The sequence below is a fragment of the Paraburkholderia sp. EG287B genome, from assembly GCF_040965595.1.
Lineage (GTDB): Bacteria > Pseudomonadota > Gammaproteobacteria > Burkholderiales > Burkholderiaceae > Paraburkholderia.
This window is the reverse complement of the sequence record NZ_JBFRCG010000016.1, coordinates 37,866-55,432: the sequence shown is the minus strand read 5'-3', so window position 1 is coordinate 55,432 and position 17,567 is coordinate 37,866. Positions and strand designations below refer to the sequence as shown.

At 66.5% G+C, this 17,567-nt stretch carries 15 protein-coding genes; 10 read left to right on the top strand and 5 right to left on the bottom strand.

From position 1 onward, the window contains the following. Nucleotides 1-4: 4 nt before the first annotated feature. Nucleotides 5-3,538, bottom strand: a complete 3,534-nt coding sequence (locus AB4Y40_RS28130; RefSeq protein ID WP_368690631.1) for an indolepyruvate ferredoxin oxidoreductase family protein — start codon at nt 3,536-3,538, stop codon at nt 5-7. Nucleotides 3,539-3,679: 141 nt separating this feature from the next. On the opposite strand from AB4Y40_RS28130, the gene AB4Y40_RS28125 reads away from it, so the two are divergent. Beyond that, entirely contained in the window at nt 3,680-4,153 is a 474-nt protein-coding gene (locus AB4Y40_RS28125) for an Lrp/AsnC family transcriptional regulator (RefSeq protein ID WP_069263434.1), read from the top strand. Nucleotides 4,154-4,215: 62 nt separating this feature from the next. Here AB4Y40_RS28125 and AB4Y40_RS28120 read toward each other — a convergent pair whose 3' ends face one another. Continuing rightward, complete coding sequence (locus tag AB4Y40_RS28120; RefSeq protein WP_368690630.1) at nt 4,216-5,175, bottom strand: DNA-binding protein; 960 nt, start codon at nt 5,173-5,175, stop codon at nt 4,216-4,218. 456 nt (nt 5,176-5,631) lie between these two features. On the opposite strand from AB4Y40_RS28120, the gene AB4Y40_RS28115 reads away from it, so the two are divergent. The 5 genes from AB4Y40_RS28115 (at nt 5,632) to AB4Y40_RS28095 (ending at nt 8,892) form a co-directional block, all read left to right on the top strand. Continuing rightward, entirely contained in the window at nt 5,632-7,038 is a 1,407-nt protein-coding gene (locus tag AB4Y40_RS28115; RefSeq protein ID WP_368690629.1) for an FAD-binding oxidoreductase, read from the top strand. Nucleotides 7,039-7,072: 34 nt separating this feature from the next. Next, nucleotides 7,073-7,366, top strand: coding sequence for a GYD domain-containing protein (locus AB4Y40_RS28110; RefSeq protein ID WP_342923072.1), 294 nt, complete (start codon nt 7,073-7,075; stop codon nt 7,364-7,366). Between the two features lie 298 nt (nt 7,367-7,664). Next, nucleotides 7,665-8,009, top strand: coding sequence for a hypothetical protein (locus AB4Y40_RS28105; protein WP_368690812.1), 345 nt, complete (start codon nt 7,665-7,667; stop codon nt 8,007-8,009). Nucleotides 8,010-8,013: 4 nt separating this feature from the next. Continuing rightward, a complete protein-coding gene (locus tag AB4Y40_RS28100) occupies nt 8,014-8,358 on the top strand; it encodes a hypothetical protein (RefSeq protein ID WP_342923073.1) in 345 nt (114 codons plus the stop codon). Between the two features lie 102 nt (nt 8,359-8,460). Continuing rightward, entirely contained in the window at nt 8,461-8,892 is a 432-nt protein-coding gene (locus AB4Y40_RS28095) for a lytic transglycosylase domain-containing protein (protein WP_342923158.1), read from the top strand. A gap of 49 nt (nt 8,893-8,941) precedes the next feature. On the opposite strand, the gene AB4Y40_RS28090 is transcribed toward AB4Y40_RS28095, so the two are convergent. Further along, nucleotides 8,942-9,913, bottom strand: coding sequence for a DUF6492 family protein (locus AB4Y40_RS28090; protein WP_368690628.1), 972 nt, complete (start codon nt 9,911-9,913; stop codon nt 8,942-8,944). Between the two features lie 19 nt (nt 9,914-9,932). Further along, nucleotides 9,933-11,954 (bottom strand): GumC family protein, encoded by a 2,022-nt coding sequence (locus AB4Y40_RS28085; RefSeq protein ID WP_368690627.1) that lies wholly within the window; start codon nt 11,952-11,954, stop codon nt 9,933-9,935. Between the two features lie 336 nt (nt 11,955-12,290). Here AB4Y40_RS28085 and AB4Y40_RS28080 point away from each other — a divergent pair, with 336 nt between their 5' ends. The 4 genes from AB4Y40_RS28080 to AB4Y40_RS28065 all read left to right on the top strand — a co-directional run bounded on the left by AB4Y40_RS28080 (nt 12,291) and on the right by AB4Y40_RS28065 (nt 17,408). Further along, nucleotides 12,291-13,010 carry a polysaccharide biosynthesis/export family protein gene (locus AB4Y40_RS28080; RefSeq protein WP_368690626.1) on the top strand — a complete coding sequence of 240 codons (720 nt, stop codon included), beginning with the start codon at nt 12,291-12,293 and terminating at the stop codon, nt 13,008-13,010. 64 nt (nt 13,011-13,074) lie between these two features. Beyond that, nucleotides 13,075-14,361: a hypothetical protein gene (locus AB4Y40_RS28075; protein WP_368690625.1), complete on the top strand. Its 1,287-nt coding sequence runs from the start codon at nt 13,075-13,077 to the stop codon at nt 14,359-14,361. Continuing rightward, on the top strand, nt 14,348-16,033 hold the full coding sequence (locus AB4Y40_RS28070) for a glycoside hydrolase family 44 protein (protein ID WP_368690624.1): 1,686 nt from the start codon (nt 14,348-14,350) through the stop codon (nt 16,031-16,033). The genes AB4Y40_RS28075 and AB4Y40_RS28070 overlap by 14 nt, the downstream gene beginning before the upstream one ends. Beyond that, nucleotides 16,026-17,408 carry a lipopolysaccharide biosynthesis protein gene (locus AB4Y40_RS28065; RefSeq protein ID WP_368690623.1) on the top strand — a complete coding sequence of 461 codons (1,383 nt, stop codon included), beginning with the start codon at nt 16,026-16,028 and terminating at the stop codon, nt 17,406-17,408. The genes AB4Y40_RS28070 and AB4Y40_RS28065 overlap by 8 nt, the downstream gene beginning before the upstream one ends. Here AB4Y40_RS28065 and AB4Y40_RS28060 read toward each other — a convergent pair. Then, a complete protein-coding gene (locus tag AB4Y40_RS28060) occupies nt 17,405-17,548 on the bottom strand; it encodes a hypothetical protein (RefSeq protein WP_368690622.1) in 144 nt (47 codons plus the stop codon). The genes AB4Y40_RS28065 and AB4Y40_RS28060 overlap by 4 nt on opposite strands. Nucleotides 17,549-17,567: the final 19 nt, after the last annotated feature.

Here is a 17,567-nt window from a genome sequence, read left to right as displayed (position 1 = left end):
TCTTTTAAACCGTCTCAACCGCCAGTTCCGCGCGATACTTTTCGCGCACGCCGCGCGAACGCTCGTAATTGCGCTCCTTGACGATACCGAAGCCTCGCACCGCACCCGGCACGCCGAGGAGGCCCACGGCCGCTGCAAGCGTCCGCTGCGTGAGCTTGCCGAGCACGAGGCGCACGTCGTCCTCGAATTCGCCGATCATCGCGCGCTCGATCACGCGGTCGCGCTGCAGTGCGAACGGATCGAGCGGCGTGCCGCGCAGCGCCTTGCCGTGCTTGAGCACGCGCAGCAGCGGCTCGGCCCACACGCCGCGCAGCGCGATCTTGTTGCGGCGTCCCGTTTGCGCGTCGCGGCGCGTGAGGAGCGGCGGCGCCATGTGGAAAGTCTTCTTGCCCGCCGTGCCGTCGAACAGGCCGGACAGGTACGCGCCGAAGCCGCCATCCGTGTGCAGGCGCGCCACTTCGTACTCGTCCTTGTAAGCCAGCACCTTGAAGTAATGGCGCGCTGCCGCTTGCGCGAGCGCGCCGCTCGCCCCTTCGATCGCGCGCTCGGCCTGCGCAACGGTATCGACCAGCGCGCGATAGCGCTTCGCATAGGCGGCGTTCTGGTACCGCGTGAGGTCGCGCTCGCGTTCGGCCACGAAACGTGCGAGATCGAACGGCGTGTCCGCGGCCGCAACCTCCGCTCCCGTCACGCGTTCGAGCACGCGAGTGTCCTGTGCGATCAGACGCCCCCAGAGGAACGCGCGTTCGTTCATCTTTACAGCCGCGCCGTTGAGCCCGATTGCCTGCACGATCGATGCTTCGGCAAGCGGCACGAGGCCAGACTGATACGCGTAGCCCACCATCATCATGTTCGAGGCGATGGCGTCGCCGAAAATCGCTTCCGCCGCCGCCGTACAGTCCCAGAACACCGCGCCGTCCGCGCCCATCGCGCTCTCTATCGCTGCCTGATGCACGGCCTTGCTCACGGGCAGATCGCCGTCGCGCACGAAGTCGGCGGTCGCGGTGATGCGCTCGTTCACGATCGCGCGCGCGCCGCTGGCCGGCAGGCGCGAGAGCGCGCCCGACGATGCCGCCACCACGGCGTCGCAGCCCAGCAGTACGTTGGCCGCCTGTGCGCCGATGCGCGAGGTGGTGATGAGCCCGCGGCTCTGCGCGATCTGCACGTGGCTCAACACCGCGCCGTTCTTTTGCGCGAGGCCGGTGAAGTCGAGCGTCGAGGCGCCGCGCCCTTCAAGGTGCGCGGCCATGGCGAGGATCGCGCCGATCGTCACGACGCCCGTGCCGCCCACACCCGTCACAACCATGCGCAGATGTTGCTCCAGCGCCTGCGGCACGCGCGCGGGCGGCGCGAGCGTGGCGCGCAGTTCGGCCTCGATGCGCTGGATGCGCGCGGCGTCCGGGCGCTTCGGCTCCATGCCCTCCACCGTCACGAAGCTCGGGCAAAAGCCCTTCACGCACGCGGTGTCCTTGTTGCAGCTCGATTGATTGATGGCCCGCTTGCGGCCGAGCGCCGTTTCGAGCGGCTCGATCGCGATGCAGTTCGACTGCACGGAACAGTCGCCGCAGCCTTCGCACACGGCCGGATTGATCACCACACGCGTAGGCGGATCGATCAGCTTGCCGCGCTTGCGGCGGCGGCGCTTTTCGGCGGCGCAGGTCTGGTCGTAGACGATCACCGAAACGCCCTTCTGCTCGCGCAGGCGGCGTTGCAGCGCATCGAGCGCGTCGCGGTGGAGGAGCGTCACGCCCGCAGGCAACCCCAGCGATCCCGCGTATTGCTCAGGCCGGTCGGTGACCACCACGACTTCGTTCACGCCTTCGGCCTGCACCTGCGCCACCACGCGATGCACGGTCAGGCCGCCCTCGGCGGGCTGGCCGCCGGTCATCGCCACCGCGTCGTTGAAGAGAATCTTGTAGGTGACGTTCGCGCGCGCCGCCACGGCCTGGCGGATCGCCAGGCTGCCCGAGTGCTGGTAGGTGCCGTCACCGAGATTCACGAACAGATGCGGCATGTCCGTGAAGGTCGACATGCCGACCCACTGCACGCCTTCGCCGCCCATCTGGCAGAACGTCGCCGTGTTGCCCGCCTCGCCGAGCGCCATGATGTGGCAGCCGATGCCGGCCGCGGCATGCGAGCCGTCCGGCAGACGCGTCGACGTATTGTGCGGGCAGCCCGCGCAGAAGAACGGCTTGCGCGTGAGCGGTTCGCCTTGCGGCACCTGCGCGAGCGCGATCACGCGCTGCGCGCCGCCCAGACGCGCCTGGGTTGCGCCCGTAGCGAGCAGCGGCACATCGACCTCGACGTGCCGGAAAAACCGCTGCAGTGCGTGCGCCAACTGCTCGGGCGCGAACTCCATCGCGGCGGGCAGCAGCGGCTCGTGCTCGCCAAGCGTCTTGCCGTGCACGGAGGGCCGCTCGTCGGCACGCACGTTGAAGAGCGCCTCCTTGATCTGCCGCTCCACGAACGAGCGCTTCTCCTCCACGACGAAAAGCGCCAGCATGCCGCGCGCAAATACCTTGATCCCTTCGGTTTCGAGCGGCCAGATCATGCCGACCTTATAAAGCCCGATACCGAGTTGTTCGAGGCGCTCCGCCGTGAGGCCCAGCGCCTCGAACGCGGCCAGCACGTCCGCATGCGCCTTGCCCGCCGTGACGATGCCCACGCGTGCCTGCGCGGGACGCAGCAACGCGCGGTCGAGCGGATTCGCGCGCATGAAGGCGAGCGCGGCGGGCAGGCGCTCTTCCAGCACGCGGCGCTCCAGTTCGGCGCGCTCCGCGGGCCAGCGCAATTGCGTGTCGTAGTTGAAGCCGCGCTGCGGCGGCACCGCGATGTCCGCAGGCAAGCGCAACGGCGCGCCACGGCCCACGCGCATCGAGCGGCCGCTTTCCACCGTTTCCGTAATCGCCTTGAAACCGACCCACAGCCCGCTGAAACGCGACAGCGCATAGCCGGTGAGCCCGTAGTCGATGTACTCCTCGACCGACGCCGGAAAGAGAATCGGCATCATCGCGCCTTCGAAGACGTGGTCCGTCTGGTGCGGAAACATCGACGACTGCGCCGCGTGGTCGTCGCCGGCCACGGCCAGCACACCGCCGTGCCGCGCGGTGCCGAGCATGTTGGCGTTGCGGAATACGTCGCCGGTGCGGTCCACGCCCGGCCCCTTGCCGTACCACATCGAGTACACGCCTTCCACACGTTTGCCGGGAAACGCGTCGAGTTGCTGTGCGCCCCACAGCATGGTCGCGCCGAGGTCCTCGTTCAGGCCCGGCTCGAAACGCACATCGAAGTCCGCGAGCAGCGCCTTCTGGCGCCACAGTTCCTGATCGAATCCGCCGAGCGGCGAGCCGCGATAGCCGGAAACGAGACCCGCCGTTTTCAGCCCGGCAAGCCGGTCCGTGCGCGCCTGTTCGATCAGGATGCGCACCAGCGCCTGGGTGCCGGTGAGAAACACCGCGCCGTCCTCGCGCAGATAGCGGTCTTCGAGGCGATAGTCCGTATCGATCTGGCGGTCGGTCTCGACGGCTCGCATGTTCATGTTTGTCTCCGCTGTTCGGCTTGTGGGTATTAGCGGATTCTAGGTAGCCAATAGCGGCGATTCGTGCCAAACTGAGCCACGGTTTGCTCATGAATTAGCAACACTCGCCCCAAATTCACCTTTTTCAGGGAAACCTGGCCAATGAAATTCGACCGCGTAGATGTGGCCATCCTGCACGCCCTGCAGCGCGACGCGCACGTGAAGTCCGCCGACCTCGCGGAATCGCTCGGGCTTTCGCTCTCGCCGTTCTACCGGCGCATCCGCATGCTCGAAGAGCGCGGCGTCATCACGCAGTACGTCACGCTGCTCGATCAGGAGAAGGCGGGCTTTCCCGTCAACGCGTACGTGTCGGTGGCAATCGAGAAGAAGAACGAGACACGGCTGGCCGCGTTCGAGCGCGCGATCTCGAACTACGACGAGGTGATGGAGTGTTATTTGATGACGGGCGCGTTCGACTACATGCTGCGCGTAGTGGCGAGCGATATTGCGGGCATCGAGCGTTTCGTCATGACGCGCCTCACCAAGATCGAGGGCGTGCGTGACATTCACACTTCCGTCGCGCTGCGCCGCGTGGAGTACAAAACCGAGCTGCCGGTGCGCGTGCGCGACGAGTGACACGCGGCGCGACGCCGTGGTTCAGTGAGGATCTCGAAGGAATCGCGGAACAGATAAAGCCTTCACGCCTTTTGCCCCGCCTTGCGCGCCGCTCGCAACGGCTTCGCAGCAGCGCCGTTCTCCGGCGCCGCCTCACGCTCTTGCCCCTGAATTGTGTGGGTCGAACGCAGTGCGTCGAGCCGGCCTTCGAGCGTGCCCACCTGGTGGCGCAAATCGCCGAGCTGCGTCTGCAACGCCTGAATTTCGGCGCGCGCACTGTCCTCCGTGCGCGCCGCGCGCTGCGTGGCGGCTTCGGCATCGCGCTGCAAACGCGCGTTGGCCGTGCGCTCGCGCTCGATTTCGAGCTGGGCGCGCTTCTCCGCTGCCTGCCAGCGCGTTTCCGCGAGTTCGGCGCTTGCGCGCAGCTTGTCGCGTTCGGCCGCAAAGTCGGCGCGCGCCTGGGTGAGCGCCGTGTCGCGTTCGCGGCTCGCCTCGCGCTCGCGCACCAGTTCCGCTTCGAGTGCGCCGCGCGTGGCAACCGCGGCGGCTTGCGCCTGCTCCAGCTCCTGAATGCGCACCTGCGCCGTGAGCAACGCGGCGGTGCGCTGTTCGAGCGCCACCTCCGTGTGTGAGAGGTCCGCGCGCACGGTGGCCGTTGCGCCTTCCGCGGCGCGGCGCGCCTCCTCCACTTCCAGCCGCAGCGCTTCGAGCGACGCCTGTGCGGCCGCCGTGGCGCGCGTCCAGAGCGCGCCCATGAGTTCGCCGGCGGCCCCTTGCAGTTCCTCGGGCAGATCGGCGTGCTCGATACGCACGCGGCTCTTCTCGCGCAGGGTGGCCCAGAACTCCGAAAGGACTGCCGTAGGCGTGCTCATGCTGCCGCGGTGCACGAGCTGATAGAGCCGGTTGGCCGTGGGCGTGATGCCATAACGGAAGAACATCAGCGCGCACACTTCGCGATACAGCTCGCGCGTTTTGGGAAACTCGGCCTTGAGCCGTTCGATCTCGGCGGCGAGGCGTACTTCGTCGGGGGCGACGTCGGTCATGGGGCGGTGCGGGGCTGGAATGCGTCGATATTACAACGTAAAGCGTATGATTCCTACCGCCACGCATGCCGCCCGCTCGTGCGCGAAAATGATAGAAGCCATGCAGTGCGCTTGCTAAACTATTAAAGCGAATCCAGACGCGACAATAATCTGAATTAATTGCACGTTTTTTTATCAGGCTGCGTAATTTAGGTTATCTAATGAATCGGCGAGGCTCGGTGTCACAAAGCGCTCGCCCCCGGTCCCTCGCGGTCCGGCCAGAGGCGGCCCCCACCGCCCTTTGCGAAAGCCCTTCCTTCCCGCTTTCCCGACCGGACGCATGCCGCGTCACGCGCGTGCGTCAGCCGCATTGATTCGACAATTGAAGCGGTCGCCCGCAGTTCCGTTCAGTCCATGAAAACGCACGCCCGGCTAGTGGCGCGCGCTTGTCCGATCCGTAGAATTGAGAGGTGTGCCATGTCGAGCCTGTCGAGCGAATCCATCGCCACATTGAAAAGCACGCTGCGCGGCGAAGCCCTGCAACCCGGCGACGCGGCCTACGAAGAAGCCCGGCAAATCTGGAACGCGATGATCGAGCGCCGCCCCGCACTCATCGTGCGCTGCCGCGGTTGCTCCGACGTGCGCCAGGCCGTGGCGCTAGCGCGTGAAAGCGGGCTGCCGCTCGCCGTGCGCGGCGGCGGCCACAATATCGCGGGCAGCGCGCTATGCGACGGCGGCATCGTGATCGATCTCTCGCTCATGAAGTCGGTCAGAGTCGAGCCCGCCACGCGCCGCGCGTATGTGGAGCCAGGCGCCACGCTGCACGACTTCGACCATGAAGCGCAGGCGTTCGGCCTCGCCACGCCGCTCGGCATCAACTCGACGACGGGCGTCGCGGGTCTCACGCTGGGCGGTGGCTTCGGCTGGCTGAGCCGGCGCTTCGGCATGTCGATCGACAACCTCGTCGCTGCCGACGTCGTGACCGCCGACGGCAATCTGCTGCGTGCGAGCGCCGAAGACAACGCCGACCTCTTCTGGGCGCTGCGCGGCGGCGGCGGCAACTTCGGCGTGGTGACGATGTTCGAGTTCGCGCTACACCCCGTCGGCCCCGAGATCTACGGCGGACTGGTCGTGCTGCCGTTCGACGCCGCGAAAGAAGCGCTGACGCATTACCGCGAGGCGGCCGAAGCGATGCCCGAAGACCTGACCGTGTGGAGCGTCTCGCGTCTCGCGCCGCCGCTGCCGTTCCTGCCGCCCGAGGTGCACGGCAAGCCCGTCATCGTGTTCGCGATCTGCTATTCGGGGCCGCCGGAAAACGGGCCGAACGCGGTGGACGCGGTGCGGCGCTTCGGCAAGCCGTGTGGCGAACATCTCGGGCCGATGCCCTACGCCGCGTGGCAGCAGGCGTTCGATCCGCTCCTCACGCCGGGCGCGCGCAACTACTGGAAATCGCACAATCTCAACGCGTTGCCCGACGGTCTCATCGACACGCTGATCGACGCCATCGCCGCGCTGCCCTCGCCCGAGTGCGAAATATTCTTCGGCCAGATCGGCGGCGCGACGCTGCGCGTCGCGCCCGATGCGATGGCCTACCCGAATCGCGACGCACTCTACGTCATGAACGTGCACGGCCGCTGGACCGATCCCGCCGACGACACCCGCTGCGTCGCCTGGGCGCGCGGCTTCTTCGAAGCTTCCGCGCCTTACGCGCTCGGCAGCGTCTACGTAAACTTCCTCACCGACGACGAAAGCACGCGCGTCGAAGCCGCCTACGGTCCGAACATGAGCCGTCTCGTCGCCGTCAAGACGAAATACGACCCGCACAATCTTTTCCGCCACAACCAGAACATCCGGCCCGAAGGGTCGGCCGAGGGAAGCCAGTAGTCCGCGTATCGATGTCATCGTAAGGAGATTCGTCATGGCGACTTATGTGGTGCTCTCGCAGTTCACCGACCAGGGTATCCGCGCCGTCAAGAACAGCGCGCAACGCGCCAGTCAGGCAGCGGAACTCGCCAAAACTTTCGGCTGCGAAATGAAGCAGATCTACTGGACGCTCGGGAAATACGACGTCGTCACGGTCATCGACGCGCCCGACGAGCAAAGCTTCATGGCGTTCGGCCTCGCCCTCGGGTCGCTCGGCAATATCCGCACGCAAACGCTGCGCGCCTTGAGCAAGGACGAGTTCACGGCGGTGCTCGGCAAGCTCAATTAACGAGCGCCGGCGCGCGGCACCCGGGCCGGTGCCGCGCCGCCGTTCAGCATTCTTCACACCTATTCGCCGCATGCGCAGCGCATTCCCCATCCAGATCGGGGAGGCAGTTCCCTGCCCGAACACACCATGGCGCGCGGGCAACCTTCCGGGAAGCGGCACTGCGCGAGCGAAGTCTTTCTTTTTGGCAAACGTTTGCCGCCTGGGTATCAAGTCCGCGCGCGCGAGGCCGACAACGCGTACATCGCCACGAATTTTTGGAGACCCGGACGTGACGCGCGTTTTGCTTTTACTTGCCGTAATGGTTATGACAGGCTGCGCGCAACTGCAGCCGGCCACCACGGCACAAACCGGGAAACCCGCCGTGTCGAACGTCATCATGAAGTTCGACATTCCCGCCGATGCGCTAGGCGCGCACGACCCGCAGCTGAGCGCGGTGCTCGCCAAGGCGGGCGCGCTCGCCGCCGCGCAGAAGCAGCCCACCGTGATCCGCGTGACGGCGCTCGGCCAGGACTTCAAGTACATCAATCAGGCCATCTGGCGGGGCGTGCCCGCGCAAGGGCCCAAGCCCACGCTCGAAAACCTGACGGCCGGCGCGAACCAGACGTACAGCGTCTCGATCGAGCCGTGGCATGCGGGGAGCTGACACGATGCGTCCGATCGTTCTCGCCGCCGCCGCATTCGGCTTCTGTAGCGCCGCCTGGGCGGGCCAACCCGCCGCCAGCGCGCCCGCCACTGCCACCGTCGTTGCCGCTGCGGCGACGCCCGCCGCCGACAAGGTCTATCCGCCGCTGCCCTCGCTCGCCATGCTGCCGCCCACGACCGGCGACGACGACGAGGTTCCCGCGCCGCATTCGTCTTCGCACAGCAAGAAGAAGGTGCGCCAGCGCGATTGCCATTGCGCCATGCCCACGCCGCGCCTCGTCGTCTCCGACACCTCGCGCGCCTACCTCAAGGACATCGAGCAGCAACTCGATTCCGCTCTCGCGCAGTGACGTCGCGCATTGACGCCCAACCCGGAGCTTCGACCCATGCAGCAGAAGACCAACGCCCTGCGCCAGCTGCGATCGCGAGTCATGCGCGCGTGGGTCGCGTTCATGAGCCTCGCGGCGCTCGGCGCAACGGCCGCGCACGCCGCGCCGCCCGCCGACGAATGCTTTGAAAAGGCCGGCGCCTACCAGGGCGTGAATCCGCTCGTGCTGCGCGCCGTGGCGTGGCGTGAATCGAAAGGCGACGCGGCGGCCATCAATCACAATGCGAACGGCTCGATCGACGTCGGGCAAGCGCAGATCAACTCGATCCACTTTTCGGAGCTTTCGCGCGAGGGCATTCCACACGGCGCCCTCACGGACCCGTGCGTGAATATTTTCGTGGCCGCCTGGCTGCTCAAGCAAAAGATGGTGCGATACGGCAACACGTGGCGCGCCATTGGCGCGTACCACTCGGAGTCGCCGCACGAGCGCGATGCCTACGCGCGCAGCATTCAGGCCATCCTCGTGAGCTGGGGCCACCTGCAGCCGGGGCGATGAACGACGCGCCCGGCGTCGTTTCGGGCTCGCTTCAAACGCAACGGCCTGATTAGCCGCGCAGCTTGTTCAACAGCTTGAGCCCGCGACGCGCCACAGCCGAATAAAGCTCGGCACCCTTGAGCGTGGGGTCGATATGGCGCTCGTAAGGCTGCAGCGTGATCGGGAAATACGGCGCAAGCTTTTCCACCACGCGCTGCGGCGAGATGTGCGTGTTGCTCTGGACCACGGCGAACATGCCGTCGCTTTCCGGCGCGAGGTGGCGCGCCTCGCTCCAGCCTTCCATCTTGTCGGCAAACCAGACGCTTTCGTCGGCGTGCAGCGCGCGCTGGCCAGGCTTCGGGCCCGTGTGGTACTGCTCCAGCAACCCTTCGTTTTCCGCGTTGAGCCAGTAAAGCGTGTATTCGGTCCAGTCGAGCGCGTAGTTGGCGAGCAGCACGCGGCGCCAGTCGGTGCCGTGCAACGCCGCCAGGCGCTCTTGCAGGCTCAGGCACAGCGTGCGCGACAGGATGGCCGGCGTCCACCAGATGCCGTCGCGCGCGAGTTGTGGATCGAGACTCAGCAGCTTCGCCGAAGCCTCCCAGTAATACGGCTCCACCGTACGCGGCTGCACATGCGTGAGCGCACGGCCGTCGAGAATCAGCGTATCCGCGCTGAAGCGATGCGTGGCGAAGCAGTCGGGGTCGAGCACGAGGAAATACTCGGTCTCGATCCATTCGGGCGCATTCAGCTTGATGATCTGCTGCCGGTGCCAGTTGCGGATCTGGTGACGCTGCGAGAACTCCGCAAAAATGCCCATGTACAGCGATTCGTCGACCACTTCGATGGGGAAATCGGACCACGCCTTCGCGTAGCCTTTGACCTCGTCGAGTTCGTCGTGCGGCACGACGATCACGAAACGGTGAAACGTTTTGGGCGTCGTGAAGTGACGCAGCGACGAGAACAGGATGTCGCAGCGGCCGATGTTGTCGGCGTAATGCCGTCCCCGCGTCTTGACCGGCAGGATGGCGCTGATCTGATGCATGGCAGTCAGGTCCCGAATGTTAGAAGAATCGATAAATGAAGTTCGGGATATAGCCGCGCCGATGCGTCAGCGCGATGCCGATCAACCTGCCGCCCGCGTCGAGCAGCTGCGTTTTGAGGCCGAGGACTACGGGCTTGCGCGACACCTCTGCGCGCACCGCCATGACCGTGGCGTCCGCCAGCGCCGCGTTTTCGATGCCGGCGAAGGACTGGCTCGCGGGCGGCGCATGCACGACGATGTAGTCGTGCGCCTCGCGCAGCGCGTCGAAGAGAGTCGTGGTCTGCTGCCACGAAGCCGGGAACGTGCCGCTTTCCGGCCGCGCGACGACGATGTTGTGCCGCTCGACGCTCTCGAACACGAGTCCGCCAGAAGCCGCGATCTCCGTGGGCGCCGCGCTCGCCGCCCGGCTTTGCCCGCCGTGCCCCGACCACGTCAGCAGGCCCTGCGCGTTCGGCGGACCGTAGAGCGGCGCGTCGGCGCCGGAAGCCATGTCGAGAATGAGGACCGGCTTGGTCGTGCGGTGCTCCAGTTCGACGGCGAGGCCGCGAATCACCGAAAGCAGCCCGTCGTTCTTGCCGAACGAGAGCGCCATGACGACCTTGGCGGGCGAGTCCGTGCTCGCGTTGATGGCCGCGATCATGCGGCCGTACGCCATATGCGCGGGCCGGCTGGCCGCCTTGCCCGCGTCGGCTGACGCGCCCGCGGCGCCGGGCCGGCGCGCGCCGCCGCCGCCGAGCATCACGGGCGCGTTCAGCACCGGCAGCAGCAGCGAGCGCTCGGCCTGCTCCGGACTCAGGAAGGTCTCGCGCAGGCTCGCCATGACGAGCACGACGAGCGCCGCAATCAGCAGACCCGCCGCCACGCTCGCCGCAATGATGAGACTGGCCGACACGCTGCGCTGCGAAGGCGGGAACGGCGCCTGGATCACGCGCACGTTCGTGCTGTTCACCTGGCTCACCTGCCCCTGCTGGATCTTCGCCAGCTCGACCTGGCGCGAACGGTCCTTGAAGCTGTCGGCCAGAATGTCGCGCGTTGCCTGCAGCTGGCGCAGCTGGCTGGAGATGTCGCTCAAGTTCCGCAGCGTCGCGCGGGTGTCCTTGATCTGATCTTCGAGCGCCTGCTGGCGCGCGGTTTCGCCCGCGATGCTCGCATTGAGCGCGGCCAGCCGCCCTTGCACCACGTCGTAGTAGTCGTTGTGGCCGTAGCGCGTGGCCGTGGCCATCTGCGCCTTGCGACGCGCGATGCTCGCGTGCATGTCGGCAATCTGCTGATCGAGCTGCTGCACGAACGGCGAGCTATCCATGTAGCGCGAGGCGAAATCGGCGCGGCGCGCTTCGAGCTGCATCAGCGAAAGCTGCATCGTGTCGAGCGCGTGGGCGGCTTCGGAGTCGTCGGTGAAGATCGGAATCGTCGCCTTCACCCCCTTCGAGGACGCCTGCTCCGACTTCAGTTCGCCGCGATGCTGCGCGAGCGACGTGTCGTTCTCGAGCTTTTGCTGCACGAGCTGGCTTTCGAGCAGCACGGCACGCGAAGTCTGGTCGTCGATATTGACGATGCCGTGCGTTTTCTGGAACGCGAGCAGGTCGGCATCGGCCTTTTTCAGCTGCCTTGCGACTTCGTCGCGCTGGCCGGTCAGGAAATCGACGCGGCCCGACGTGAAGATCGTCGCGCGCCGGCGGAAGTACGTGTCGAGCAGACGCGACAGCCCATCGGCCGCTTCCTTGGGATCGGCGTCGTAATACGTGAGGTTGATGGTGCTCGCGAGATCGTTCTGCTCGATATGCAGCCGGTGCTCGAATTCCTGCAAATGGCTGTCGATTTCGTGTTCGCTGGCGTTCGGCCCCAGTTTCGCAATCACCACGTCGCGATGCAGTTCCGGGCTGCTGAGAATTTGCGCCTCGACGCCGTCGAGCTGGCCGATGGCGGGCTGCACCGCGGCGCCGCCATTCGGGTTGTTCGACTGGTCGTAATATCCTGCAAGGAGTACGAGCAGCGTCGACTGCGCCCGGTAAGGCATGGGCACCAGCAGCGCGACCGCCACGCCGATCGCCACAACGGAAAGAAATACCGCCGTGGCAAGCTTGCGATAATAAAAAACGGTGTTGAGATAATCCCGGACCGTCAGTTCGACAACAGCCGCCTTCCTTTCAGGCCTTGTTCTAGTAGTAATAACCATACAGGTGCGGTTCCGGGCCAACAGTGAAGATTCGACGGCGCATATAATACGTAAGAAAACATCCAGGATGTCGCGTTAAACTGACAGTCTTGGCAAATTCGCGAAAAAATCGTGTGAGTTCCACCCTTCATTAACGGCAATTCCTGCCGTTACTTGACAAGAGATCAGGAACCGCAAGCCACCGCTTCACCCACGCGCCCGATGAACATACTCCGACCAGCCTGCGTCCTCGGGCTGCTGACGCTTACCGCCTGCACCCAGACCTGGGTGGAACCGCAATTCCAGCAGCGCGCGCAGTTCGCCGCGTGGTCGCAAGCCACGCCCGGCGTCTATCGCATCGAACCCGGCGACGACCTTTCGGTCGTCATGCCCTTCAATGCCGAGCTGAACTTTCGCGGTTCGGTCGCGCCGGACGGCGGCCTGACCATGCCGTTCGCGGGCACGATCCCCGCCGCGGGCCTCACGGTGGCCCAACTCGGCGACGCCATCAACAAGGCGCTCGCCGCCAACGGCATGGCGAAGAACGCGCACGCTTCGATTGCCATCGTGCAGTCGGCCGCCAAGGTCTATGTGGCCGGCCAGGTCGGGCGCCCCGGCGAAATCGCGCTGCACACGGGCATGAGCGTGCTGCAGGCCATCTCCGCCGCGCAGGGCTTGCTCGACACGGCGCGCACCAACGAAGTCGTGCTGATCCGCCGCAGCCCCGACGGCCGTCCGATGCTGCGCACGATCGACCTCGACGCGCTCACGCATCGCGGCGACCCGACCCAGGACGTCGTCCTGCAGGCCACCGACACGATCTTCGTGCCGAAGTCCTCGATCGCCGAAGTCGACCAGTGGGTCGATCAGTACATCGACAAGGTCATTCCGTTCCAGCGCGGCTTCGACTACACGATCTCGAACAACCCCACGACTTACTAGGCCTGCTCCGCGAGCCCGTGGTTTTCCACGCCCGGGCCAACGAATCAAGCGCGAATCACACGCGATGGAAACCGCCACCACGACCACCGGGCTTGCCCCGGTCTTTTCGAGCGAGCCCGCCAGGTGGCGGGTCACGTGGTGGCTGCTCGCGCTCCTGCCGCTCTTCGGCCAGACCTTCCACTACCTGAGCACGCTCGTGCCGCTCTGGGCGCTCTCGAAAGCGCTGCCGGTCATTTCGCTGCCCGCCGTGCTGCGTCTGGGCGGCGAACCGCGTTTTCCCATGACGCGGCAAATCCTCATCAGCTTCGCGTGGCTCCTGCTGGTGCCGAGCTTCGCCGCCGTGTTCTATTTCCACGAGGGCTTTTTCACGAGCATCACGGCGCAGGTGAAGCTGCTGCCCGTGCTCTATTTCTTCTCGTTTCTCGCGCTGCTCCTCACGCTCAAGCCCACGCTCGGCGAGCTGGAGCGCGGCTTCCTGGTGCTCGGCGTCGTCATTCTCGCGGTGCTGATCGTGCTCTGGGCCGTGGTGCCCTCCGACTGGTACCAGGAGTCGTATGTGATCGGCCAGTCGCCCTTTTTCAGCAGCGACAACCGCGGCCATCGCATCCGCATGTCGATGTATTTCCCGCTCATCCTGCTGTTCTTCTGCTACCGGCGGGCCTTTTTCGAAAAGCACGCGGGCTATCTGTGCGGCGTGGTCGTCGCGTTCGCCGTCACGCTGCTGATCGTCAAGACGCGCGCCATGGTCATCGGCATCATGGGCGTGCTCGTCATCAACACCTTCGCCTGGTCGCGCATGCGCACGCGCGTCCTGCTGCTGCTCGCCGCGCCCGTCGCGCTCGTCGCCCTGTTCTCGGCGGGCTACCTCGCCACGACCTTCAGCACCGACGCGAGCACGGGCTTCGACACGCGCCGCATCACCATCCTGCTCGCCACGAAGTTCCTCGGCAGCGAGCCGATGCGCTGGCTCTTCGGCGTGGGCACGATCAGCTCGACCAGCAAAGACAACCTGATCGACTACTTTCACCACTTTTTCTTCCTCGCCGACATCACGTGGCTCGGCATCGTGTTCGAGTACGGCCTGATCGGCGCGCTCATCATCCTGTTCTTCCAGCTGCGCGGCATCGTGTTCTACCGGCGCCTGCGCAAGAAGGTCGACGACGATTTTCTCGGCGCGCTGTTCGACTATCTCGTCTACGTCCTGCTCATTTCATTCTTTTACCCGCCTACCCTCACGCCGGGCGAGACCGCGGTCATTCTCGCGATCTTCGCGTACATCTGGCGCGTGGGCGAGCTGGACGGCCATCACGACGACCATGCCGATCTGCAGGTTCACCATGCCACGCCCTAAGCGCAACAAGCGCATCAAGCGCCCCAACCTGCATGCGCTGCTGGTGGGCGCGCTGCTCATGTCGGGCGCGGCGGCCTGCACCGACGCGACCTCGGGCACGCCCTTGCCGGTAGCCATCCCGGTGGATGCCGCCGCCGGCCGGCACCCCATCAGCCCGCTGATTTACGGCGTCAACTTCGGCACGACGGCCGTCCTGCAAGACCTGCGCGCGCCCATCAACCGCTCGGGCGGCAACAGCGCCTCAGCCTATAACTGGCGCCTCGACGCACGCAACGCGGGCAAGGACTGGTATTTCGAGAGCCTCGCCGTCAATCCAGCCGATATCAACGACCAGTTCGGCGAGCGTTTCGTCGCGCTCACCCAGGCGGCGGGCGCCACGCCCATCGTGACCATTCCGATGCTCGGCCGTGTGGCGAAACTCGGACCGGCGCGCGAGACGCTCGCGAGCTTCTCGATCGACAAGTACGGCCCGCAGCCGAATCACGACGTGAACGGTCACGCCGACGCCGGCAACGGCGTGGCGGCCGGCGGCAAGCCGATTGCCGGCAACGACGCGAACGACGCCTCGACGCCCGACGACCCGCAAAACGAGCAGGCGCGCGTCGCCGATCTGGTGAAGCAATTCGGCGGCGCGAGCGGGGGCGGCGTGCGCTACTACGCGCTCGACAACGAGCCGAGCCTCTGGCAGCTCATACACCGCGACGTGCATCCCACGGGCGCGCATGCGAGCGAAATCGCCGGCAAGGTGATCGCCTATGCGCGCGCCGTGAAGGCGGCGGACCCGCACGCGCAGATCGTCGCGCCCGAAGAATGGGGCTGGCAGGGCTATTTCTACAGTGGCTTCGACCAGCAGTACGCCGCGGACCACGGCCTCGATCACACGCCGGACCGCACGGGCGAAACCCAAGGCATGCCGTACGTGCCCTGGCTACTCGCGCAATGGAAAGCGGCGGGCCATCCGGTCGACGTGTTCAGCCTGCATTTCTACCCGCAGGGCGGCGAATACGCCGAAACGGGCGTGACGAACTCGCAGGCCGTGGCGCTCACGCGCAACCGCTCCACGCGCGACCTGTGGGACCCGAACTACAAAGACCCCACGTGGATCAACAGCGTCGTGGCGCTGATCCCGCTGATGCGCCATTGGGTCGATACGTACTACTACCCGGGCACGCCCATCGGCATCACGGAATACAACTGGGGCGGCGACACGCTGATGAACGGCGCGACGGCCCAGGCCGACGTGCTCGGCATTTTCGGCCGCGAGGGGCTGGATATCGCCACGCGCTGGGGCACGCTCGATCCCTCGATGCCGGTGTACAAGGCATTCAAGCTCTACCGCAACTACGACGGCAACGGCGCGGCGTTCGGCGCGACCAGCATTGCCGCGAACGCGCCCGACCCGGACACCGTTTCCGCATTCGCCGCCTTGCGCGAGCGCGACCATGCGCTGACGCTCGTGGTCATCAACAAGCAGCTGGACCGCCCCGCCGACGCCGCCGTCACGCTCGCTCATTTCGCGGCGAGCGGCGTGGCCGAAACCTGGCGGCTCGCGAACAACCAGCTGTTCCGCATGCCCGACGCGCGCTACCAGGACAGCACGCTGCGCGCGAGCCTGCCCGCGCAGAGCGTGACGCTGTTCGTCCTGCGCGGCGCACAGGCGCAGCATGAGTGAAGCCCGCGAAGCGCGCGTGCCCGCGCGCCCAAACGGCGGCTCGATGATCCGGGGCTCGCTCGTGAGCCTCGGCGTGCGCCTGCTCGACCTGCCGAGCCGCTACGGCTTCCATCTGCTGATCGCCGCCATGCTGGGCGTGGTGCAGACGGGCGACTTCTATATCGTGTTCAGCACGATGGTGGCGCTCGCGGGGTTCGGGCGCCTCGGCATCGACCAGGCGCTCACGCGGCAGATCGCGATGGACCTCGCGGCGGGCGAGGCGCGCGGCGTGCGGCCCGCCATCCGCCGCGCGCTGTGGCTGGTGCTGCTCGCCTCCACCGCCATCTCGATCGCGCTTGGCGCCGGCGCATTCGCCTTCGCGCACGCCGTGCTGAAGAAACCCGAACTCGCCTGGCCGCTCGCGCTCGGCGCGCTCTCGTTCATCCCGCAAAATCTCGGCGCGGCCATGGCGGGGGCGCTTGCCGGACTCCAGCGCGTGGGCTGCAGCCAGATGATCTATTCCTGGCTCTGGCCCGCGATCTTCTGCGCCGTCGCCATCCCGCTCGGACTGACGCACGGCATGAGCGTCGCCAGCACGCTCATGCTGATCGCCGCCAGCTTCACGCTCACCGCGCTGACCGGCGCGTTTCTGCTCAGGCGTTTTCTTGCCGGCGTGCCCGCTAGCGCACCAGCGCCCGCCGAACCGCCGCGCCTGCTCAAGGCGGGCTTGCCGCTTTTCACGCTGGAATTCACGAAGCTGTTGATCACCTCGGCGCCCGCCATCGTGCTCGGCATCGTCGCCTCGTCGCGCGAGACCGGGCTCTTCGCGCTGGCGTGGCGTCTCGCGCTCGTCATCAATCTGCTGATCAGCGGCGTGACCGGCATGGCTGCGCCGAAGTTCGCGAGCCTTTTCGCGCGCAACGACCGGCATGGGCTCGACAAAAGCGCGGCCCAGGCGGCGGGCCTCGTGCTGTGCCTCGCGTTGCCCGCCGCGCTCTGCATGCTGCTCTTTCCCGAACACTTGCTGCGCCTGTTCGGGCCGGGCTTCGGCGGCGGCGCGGCCGCGCTGCGCGTGCTCGCGCTCGGCCAGATCGCCGCGGCCTGCTTTACCGCCATGCCCGAACTGCTGGGCATGACAGCGCACACTTCCGTCCTGTACCGAATCAACTTCTACTCGGTCGCCATGTTGCTCGTGGGCCTCGCCGTGCTCGCGCCGATGGGCGGCAGCGTCGGGGCTGCTGCTGCGGCATCGCTCGCCATTGCCGTGAACGGCGCGCTCGCGGCCTGGGCGGCGCACCGGCTGCTGGGCGTGTTGCCACTTGCGCTGCTCGGGCGATGGGCACTCGGACGCGTGCCGGGACGCAGCGCGGCGCGAGACGGAAAACAGGACGCCTAGATCGTCGCGATTTCAACGGCGCCGGCTTCAACTGCTTGCGCCTGCAACGACTCATCGTTCCGGCGCGAATAAGCGTCGACGAGCGCAGGCGGCACGGCGATTGCGGAATTCATGGTCAGGCAGGCGGCAATCGTCTGCATCGATACCCAGTCTCAAGGA

Excerpts from the sequence above, each read along its gene's own strand:
- AB4Y40_RS28060 (WP_368690622.1), bottom strand. The coding sequence starts at position 17,548 with ATGCAGACGATTGCCGCCTGCCTGACCATGAATTCCGCAATCGCCGTG.
- AB4Y40_RS28065 (WP_368690623.1), top strand. The coding sequence starts at position 16,026 with ATGAGTGAAGCCCGCGAAGCGCGCGTGCCCGCGCGCCCAAACGGCGGC.
- AB4Y40_RS28110 (WP_342923072.1), top strand. The coding sequence starts at position 7,073 with ATGGCGACTTATGTGGTGCTCTCGCAGTTCACCGACCAGGGTATCCGC.
- AB4Y40_RS28070 (WP_368690624.1), top strand. The coding sequence starts at position 14,348 with ATGCCACGCCCTAAGCGCAACAAGCGCATCAAGCGCCCCAACCTGCAT.
- AB4Y40_RS28100 (WP_342923073.1), top strand. The coding sequence starts at position 8,014 with ATGCGTCCGATCGTTCTCGCCGCCGCCGCATTCGGCTTCTGTAGCGCC.
- AB4Y40_RS28080 (WP_368690626.1), top strand. The coding sequence starts at position 12,291 with ATGAACATACTCCGACCAGCCTGCGTCCTCGGGCTGCTGACGCTTACC.
- AB4Y40_RS28115 (WP_368690629.1), top strand. The coding sequence starts at position 5,632 with ATGTCGAGCCTGTCGAGCGAATCCATCGCCACATTGAAAAGCACGCTG.
- AB4Y40_RS28120 (WP_368690630.1), bottom strand. The coding sequence starts at position 5,175 with ATGACCGACGTCGCCCCCGACGAAGTACGCCTCGCCGCCGAGATCGAA.
- AB4Y40_RS28095 (WP_342923158.1), top strand. The coding sequence starts at position 8,461 with ATGAGCCTCGCGGCGCTCGGCGCAACGGCCGCGCACGCCGCGCCGCCC.
- AB4Y40_RS28105 (WP_368690812.1), top strand. The coding sequence starts at position 7,665 with ATGGTTATGACAGGCTGCGCGCAACTGCAGCCGGCCACCACGGCACAA.
- AB4Y40_RS28125 (WP_069263434.1), top strand. The coding sequence starts at position 3,680 with ATGAAATTCGACCGCGTAGATGTGGCCATCCTGCACGCCCTGCAGCGC.
- AB4Y40_RS28090 (WP_368690628.1), bottom strand. The coding sequence starts at position 9,913 with ATGCATCAGATCAGCGCCATCCTGCCGGTCAAGACGCGGGGACGGCAT.
- AB4Y40_RS28130 (WP_368690631.1), bottom strand. The coding sequence starts at position 3,538 with ATGAACATGCGAGCCGTCGAGACCGACCGCCAGATCGATACGGACTAT.
- AB4Y40_RS28075 (WP_368690625.1), top strand. The coding sequence starts at position 13,075 with ATGGAAACCGCCACCACGACCACCGGGCTTGCCCCGGTCTTTTCGAGC.